General features: G+C 37.1%; 9 protein-coding genes and 1 tRNA gene. 6 read left to right on the top strand and 4 right to left on the bottom strand.

Annotated elements, in window-relative coordinates; all coding sequences use genetic code 11:
• The coding region (locus WBN20_RS12905; RefSeq protein WP_424281987.1) for a GTPase at positions 1–326 on the bottom strand (326 nt) is incomplete at its 3' end.
• Between the two features lie 150 nt (positions 327–476).
• Here WBN20_RS12905 and WBN20_RS12900 point away from each other — a divergent pair.
• Positions 477–971, top strand: coding sequence for a GTP-binding protein (locus WBN20_RS12900; RefSeq protein WP_424281986.1), 495 nt, complete (start codon positions 477–479; stop codon positions 969–971).
• A gap of 1 nt (position 972) precedes the next feature.
• On the opposite strand, the gene era is transcribed toward WBN20_RS12900, so the two are convergent.
• Positions 973–1,857: a GTPase Era gene (era, locus tag WBN20_RS12895; RefSeq protein ID WP_424281985.1), complete on the bottom strand. Its 885-nt coding sequence runs from the start codon at positions 1,855–1,857 to the stop codon at positions 973–975.
• Positions 1,857–3,215 (bottom strand): alanine/glycine:cation symporter family protein, encoded by a 1,359-nt coding sequence (locus WBN20_RS12890; protein WP_424281984.1) that lies wholly within the window; start codon positions 3,213–3,215, stop codon positions 1,857–1,859. The genes era and WBN20_RS12890 overlap by 1 nt, the downstream gene beginning before the upstream one ends.
• A 326-nt stretch (positions 3,216–3,541) precedes the next feature.
• Here WBN20_RS12890 and WBN20_RS12885 point away from each other — a divergent pair.
• A tRNA-Met gene (locus WBN20_RS12885) sits at positions 3,542–3,614 on the top strand.
• A 483-nt stretch (positions 3,615–4,097) separates the two neighbouring features.
• On the opposite strand, the gene WBN20_RS12880 is transcribed toward WBN20_RS12885, so the two are convergent.
• Complete coding sequence (locus WBN20_RS12880; protein ID WP_424281983.1) at positions 4,098–4,256, bottom strand: hypothetical protein; 159 nt, start codon at positions 4,254–4,256, stop codon at positions 4,098–4,100.
• Positions 4,257–4,511: 255 nt separating this feature from the next.
• On the opposite strand from WBN20_RS12880, the gene WBN20_RS12875 reads away from it, so the two are divergent.
• From WBN20_RS12875 to WBN20_RS12860, 4 genes are all read left to right on the top strand, one after another.
• Entirely contained in the window at positions 4,512–4,892 is a 381-nt protein-coding gene (locus WBN20_RS12875) for a VOC family protein (protein WP_424275727.1), read from the top strand.
• An 86-nt stretch (positions 4,893–4,978) separates the two neighbouring features.
• Entirely contained in the window at positions 4,979–5,389 is a 411-nt protein-coding gene (locus WBN20_RS12870) for a hypothetical protein (protein WP_424275728.1), read from the top strand.
• A gap of 110 nt (positions 5,390–5,499) precedes the next feature.
• The gene (locus tag WBN20_RS12865) at positions 5,500–6,042 is read left to right on the top strand and encodes a DUF4287 domain-containing protein (RefSeq protein WP_424281982.1); all 543 of its coding nucleotides are present in this window, start codon (positions 5,500–5,502) and stop codon (positions 6,040–6,042) included.
• Positions 6,043–6,306: 264 nt separating this feature from the next.
• The gene (locus WBN20_RS12860) at positions 6,307–6,516 is read left to right on the top strand and encodes a hypothetical protein (RefSeq protein WP_424281981.1); all 210 of its coding nucleotides are present in this window, start codon (positions 6,307–6,309) and stop codon (positions 6,514–6,516) included.
• The last annotated feature ends 65 nt before the right edge of the window (positions 6,517–6,581 follow it).

The raw sequence follows: 6,581 nt of genomic DNA, 5'->3' as shown, positions 1-6,581 counted from the left end.
CGGCGCAATAAATTGGCTACATCCTCATCCATTCCGGTAATACCGGTTTCTACATCTACCATAAATATTATAGCATCTGCTTCATCAATGGCTAATTCTACCTGTTTATCTATTTCCTTTTCAAAGACATCATCACTGCCCAGGACATAGCCTCCGGTATCTATTAAAGAAAATTCCTTGCCATTCCAGTCACTCTTACCATAATGCCTGTCGCGAGTTACCCCGCTTATAGCATCTACAATGGCTTCACGTCTTTGAATTAAACGATTAAAGAATGTAGATTTTCCAACATTCGGTCTCCCTACAATGGCTACAATAGCGCCCATACTTGCTAATTAGGCCGCAAAGTTAGTGTTAAAGAGACTAGATAAAAAATAAAAGATAGGGCATAGGACCATGATCTGTTATATTTAGATAACTCTTAGAAGGATGTTTCAAAAGAAATAGGTATCTTTTATGAGCAAACAAAACCAGGCATGAAAGCATTACCCAATGACATTGTTCTAAGGCCAAGGTTCCAGCTGGAGCTTACACAGCCAAAGGAAAGTGTGCTGCAGTCTTTTGAAAATAAAAAGAAGGAACCTTTCCTGATAAATCGAATAGATGATCATGTCTTTATAAAATTCCAAAAAAAAGATGTTCACTTTTGGTCTCCCCAACTGCATTTGGAAATTAACGAAACAGACACAGAAAATTCTAAGGTATATGGCCTGTTCGGCCCCAACCCTACTCTTTGGACATTTTTTATGTTTTTACATTTCGGGGTGGGAACATTTTTTATAATCTTCGGAATTTGGGCCTATTCCAGTGCTTCATTAGGTAAATCATACGGTCTGCAACTTGGGGCGATGATTTTTATGGTCCTAATATGGTTTGTTTTATATGCTTTTGGAAGAGCGGGTAGAAGAAAAGGGAAACCACAAATGAATCAATTGTTCCATTTTATGAGAGAGGTTTTAGACTTAAGCTGATTTACTTCTGATCATACCCAAACCTGCGAAGCTGATTAGGGTTGCTACGCCAGTTTTTGTTGACTTTTACATAGAGTTCAATATACACCTGCTTGTCAAAGAATTTTTCCAGGTCTTTTCTGGCAGCTACGCCTACCCTTTTCAAAGCAGCACCCTTGTGACCAATAATTATCCCCTTTTGGGACTCTCGCTCTACCATAATAATCGATCTTATGCGGATTATCTTTTCATCCTCCAAAAATTCTTCCGTTTCAATTTCAACGGAATATGGAATCTCCTTTTTATAATGTTCAAGAATCTTTTCACGAATAATTTCGTTAACAAAAAAACGCTCTGGTTTATCTGTTAGCTGGTCCTTTGGAAAATATGGAGGTGCTTCCGGCAATAATTCCAAAATACGTTCAAAAACTTCCTTAACATTGAAATTTCTCAGTGCAGAAATAGGATGAATCTCAGCAGAAGGGAGTTGCTTCTGCCAATATTGTGTTTGTTCTTCCAGTGTTTGTTGATCTGAAGCATCAATTTTATTGAGTAATAGCAAAACAGGAATCTTGCTTTTTTTAAGTCTTTCAAGAAAAGAAGTGTCCTTCAATTCTTTTTCACCAATCTCTACCATGTAAATCAGGATATCCGCATCTTCAAAGGCAGATTTTACAAATTTCATCATAGAATCCTGCAACTCGTAGGCAGGTTTAATAATCCCAGGTGTATCTGAAAGTATTAATTGGAAATCCTCACCGTTTACAATACCCAGGATCCGGTGTCTTGTGGTCTGCGCCTTTGCGGTAATTATTGAAAGCTTCTCCCCTACAAATGCATTCATAAGGGTTGATTTTCCCACATTGGGATTTCCAATGATATTCACATAACCTGCTTTGTGAGCCATTATACTTTGATTTTTGAAAAATAGGTTTTCATGGCAATATTAACTCTTGGCGACAAATATAGGACGGCAATCATATTGGGGATTACCATAAGTGCAAAAGAAAGGTCAATTAAATTTACCACCAAATCTACAGAAGCTACCGCCGCAAAAGTAATACTCCCCACATAAATATAATTATAGAGCTTTCCTATTTTAACATTTGTTAAAAATGAAAGGCATTTGGTACCGTAGTAAGAATAGGTAAACAGGGTTGAAAGTGCAAACGCAGAGACTATGATCATTAAAAGCACATCGCCATAACCAAAGAGCGATTTCTTAAACGCGATTAAGGTCATTACAATTCCATTACTTTCTGCATCTAAATAGGCCCCACTCAAAATTATAACCACTGCGGTTAGGGTACATACTACAATCGTATCTATAAACGGACCCAACATGGCAACCAAACCTTCCTGTATCGGTTCTTTTGTTTTGGACTGTCCATGGTACATAGGGGCATTACCAACACCAGATTCGTTAGAAAAAACGGCTCTTCTTATACCGATAATAATAAGACCCCATAAACCTCCCTGCACCGCAGTTTTAAAATTAAATGCTTCAACAAAAATCAATTCTAATGATGGCCAAATCTGCCCGGCATTCATAACCATGATAACAATAACAGCAAGCAAATATAAAAGGACCATAAAGGGAACAATTGCTGTGGCCACTTTTGCTATTTTTTTAAGGCCTCCGAAAATAACAAACGACGTAATAATGCTCAACACCACACCGATCCCCAATTTCCAGTTGAAATCGCCAAATACGGCTATGGTTTCGTTAGGGTTAATCACACCCATTAATGTTTGGGTAAACTGGTTTGTAGTAAAGGCCGGAAGCACTCCAAAAAGACCCGCAATACAAAAGAAAACAGCTAATGGTCTGGCCTTTTTTCCCATTCCCATGGTAATGTAGTACATAGGACCCCCTTGTAAGTTTCCCTCACTATCTTTATCACGGAACATAATGGCAAGACTGCAGGAATAAAACTTTATACAAATTCCTACCAGGGCAGTCATCCAAATCCAAAAAACAACCCCGGGCCCGCCAAGGTAAATGGCAATGGCCACACCAGAAATATTTCCCAATCCCACCGTAGCTGCAACAGCTGAAGACAAGGCCTGGAGATGACTAACTTCGCCAGGATCATCGGGATTATCATATTTTCCGGAAGTTATTAAAATAGCATGTTTAAAATAACGATAAGGAAGTAATTTGGAGTAAGCAACCAGATAAAGGCCTCCTCCAACTATTAAAAAAAGCATTACCCATTCCGTATAAGGAAGTACGGCTGCGAGAAAGTCATTAAATATCTCCATAGACAAACTAAAGCCCCGAAGTTATGGAATTTAAGCTTTTATGGGCTGTGGTTGGGATAAATAATTACAGCACTATGTTTTGATTTAACTAAAAAAGCATCGTATATTTGCCGTCCACATCGCGGGGTAGAGCAGTATCCTTCGATTCCTCAGGACAGGGTACCTACTCATCCTAGGGAAAAGAACAAAAAAGACTGCAATTAAAAATATTGAAAATTCACATCGCGGGGTAGAGCAGTATCCTTAGATTCCTCAGGACCGGGTACCTACTCGACCTTAGGAAAAGAATAAAAAATACTGCCAGTAAAAATATTGAAAGTTCACATCGCGGGGTAGAGCAGTAGGTAGCTCGTCGGGCTCATAACCCGAAGGTCGCTGGTTCGAGTCCAGTCCCCGCTACAAAGAAAGCCATCAACGAAAGTTGGTGGCTTTTTCTTTGCGAAAAAGCCAAGTTTACTTGAGCTTTTGAACGAAGGAAAAGTAACAACCTCGGTTTAGCGAGGTTGATGGCTTTCTTTGTAAAGCTACCCCCAAGGCCCATTTCGTTGCAGAGCAACGAAATGAATCCAGTTCCTGTTTAAAATTCCATCCCGATAGCTCCTTCTCCATAGTATTACGAAGGAGAAGCTATCGGGACCAAATTCCAAATTTCAATAGTTGTGCTGAATATCTAACGCTTTCTTTGCGAAAAAGCCAAGTTTACTTGAGCTTTTGAACGAAGGAAAAGTAACAACCTCGGTTTAGCGAGATTGATGGCTTTCTTTGTAAAGCCCCCCAAGGCCCATTTCGTTGCTCGCAACGAAATGAATCCAGTCCTTTTTTGAAATCCTAAAGCTCAAATATTAATGGTTAAGCTTAATTTCTACCCCTATTATTATTGGATCAGTTGGAACCTATCCCAACCTGGATGAGTAAAAAGACGAGACATTGCGCAGTAATTATGGCTTTCATTGTAAAGCTACCCCCAAGGGCCATTTCATGCAAAGCAACGAAATGAACCAGTCCCTGTACAAAATTCCATCCCGATAGCTCCTTCTCCATAGTATTACGAAGGAGAAGCTATCGGGACCAAATTCCAAATTAAAGAACTCATCTGCAGATATCTTTTAATGCCCTTTTAAGTCCTCTTCAAATATAGTTGTAGTTTGCTCTACCGGAAACGGAAAAAATTCAAGAAAATATTTACATACCTCGAAAAAGTAAAGGATAAAACGTAAATTTATTAGAATTCTTATAGTAAGCACTTCACTCGCATTTTTACAATAGAATAATGAACAAAATGATAGTATTAATAGTATGGAAAAACAAAATATTCTCGGATTAAGAACAACTGCTTATAAGGTTGGTGCCATTGATAAAGCCAAAAAATGGTATACAAAAGCATTTGAGACTGAACCATACTTTGTTGAACCTTTTTATGTCGGGTTTAATATTGGCGGTTATGAACTTGGCCTTCTTCCTGAGGAGAATCAGCCTAACGAAAAACCTGAAAGCGTCCTTACCTATTGGGGAGTTAACGACATAGAAAAAGTTTACAATCACTTTCTTGAGTCTGGTGCTATTGAATATGAAAAACCGCACAGTGTTGGCGGACCTCTTATGATTGCAACAGTTAAAGATCCATGGGGAAATATAATAGGATTGATTTATAATCCTATATTTAAGTTAAAAGAGTAATTAAGAAAATTAATGAATTACAACAATAACAATACATAAACTGTACTAAACCATACTTAATACAAACCTTTAAACACAATTAAATAATGAATCCTCTAATCAAAAATATTTTAGCTGTTCTTGCCGGGTTAATAATAGGAAGTTTTGTAAATATGGGAATAATCATGATTAGTGGCTCAATTATTCAACCTCCCAGTGGAGCCGATGTCACCACAATGGAAGGATTAAAAGAATCTATTCATTTATTTGAACCTAAACATTTTATTTTTCCTTTTCTGGCGCATGCTTTGGGAACTTTAGCAGGTGCTTTTCTGGCGACACTGATTTCATCAAATCACAAAATGAAAATTGCTTTATTAATTGGAATATTCTTCTTAATTGGTGGTATTACCAATATTGTTATGCTTCCATCACCTACCTGGTTTACAATTCTAGATCTTGTAGGAGCATATATTCCAATGGCCTGGCTCGGATTTAAATTAGCAGAAAGGTCATAGAGAATTAAAATGTCTGACAATAGCACAAGCAGCCCAAATACTCCCTGTAGTTCCGATGTTGTTAGCTATTTGAGGTAACATTGTAGCAGAATAAATAAAATACGAATATTATGGACAAAGCACTTCGAACAATGATTGACAACATGCCTGAAAAAACGGGAAAATCATTAAATGAATGGAAATCTCTTTTAAAGGGAAAGTCGTTTTCTAAACACTCTGAAGCTGTTAAATTTCTAAAAGAAGAATACAATGTAACTCACGGTTTTGCCAATACAATTGTGACACTCTCGAAAGAAGAAGACATTACAGCTGTTGATCTGGTAAAAAATCAATATCAAGGGAAAGAAGATTTAATCCCCATTTATGAAAAACTCTTATCCGTTGTTAAAGGCTTTGGAGAAGATGTTACTATAAGCCCGAAAAAAGCAAGCGTAAGCGTTATTAGAAAAAAACAATTCGCACTAATACAGCCTTCAACCAAAACGAGAATTGATTTGGGACTAAAAATAAAAGACAAGCCAACAACAGACCGACTGGAAAATTCCGGTCCATTTGGAACAATGTGCACACATCGCGTGAAATTATTGCAAGTGTCTCAAATTGATAATGAGCTAAAAGAATGGCTGAAAGAAGCCTATTTAAAAGCGGAATAAAAACTGTGACCAACAAGAACGATAATTTATTCCGAGAACTGGGAACAAAATCATAGCCTAAGTGCACTAATTTCAAAAGAGATGAAAAATCCAACCCAAATTGCAAGTCGTTTCAAAGAAGTCTTATTAAAAGGAAAATAGATTGCAAATACGAATTACAAGGATAAATTCTCAATAATTACCTGGAAACAAACGACAAAACAAATTAGATCGTTAAACACTATTGCGGCTCTGGCCTATCAAATTAATTATTACATATCCGGAATGCTGAATGTTTTCGAAGCAGGAGCTCTTGAAATTCGAGATAAACATAGTTTTGACCTTCCGGAAATAAAATCCAAAAAAGATTGGAATCAACTATTTAATGAGATATGGACCAATGCAGAAAAGTTTGTAAAACATGTCGAAAATATGACTAGTGACCAATTAGAAAATATCTTTGTCCATGAGAAATACGGAACTTTTCTTCCTTAAAAGCAGGTGCAACTTGTGGATTTAAGAATAGAATTATTTGATAAAATATTAGAACAATATATCTT

Origin of the sequence: Eudoraea sp., assembly GCF_049665975.1 — a bacterium.
GTDB lineage: Bacteria > Bacteroidota > Bacteroidia > Flavobacteriales > Flavobacteriaceae > Eudoraea.
The sequence above is the reverse complement of the archived record's forward strand: the minus strand, read 5'-3'. Positions and strand labels throughout refer to the sequence as shown.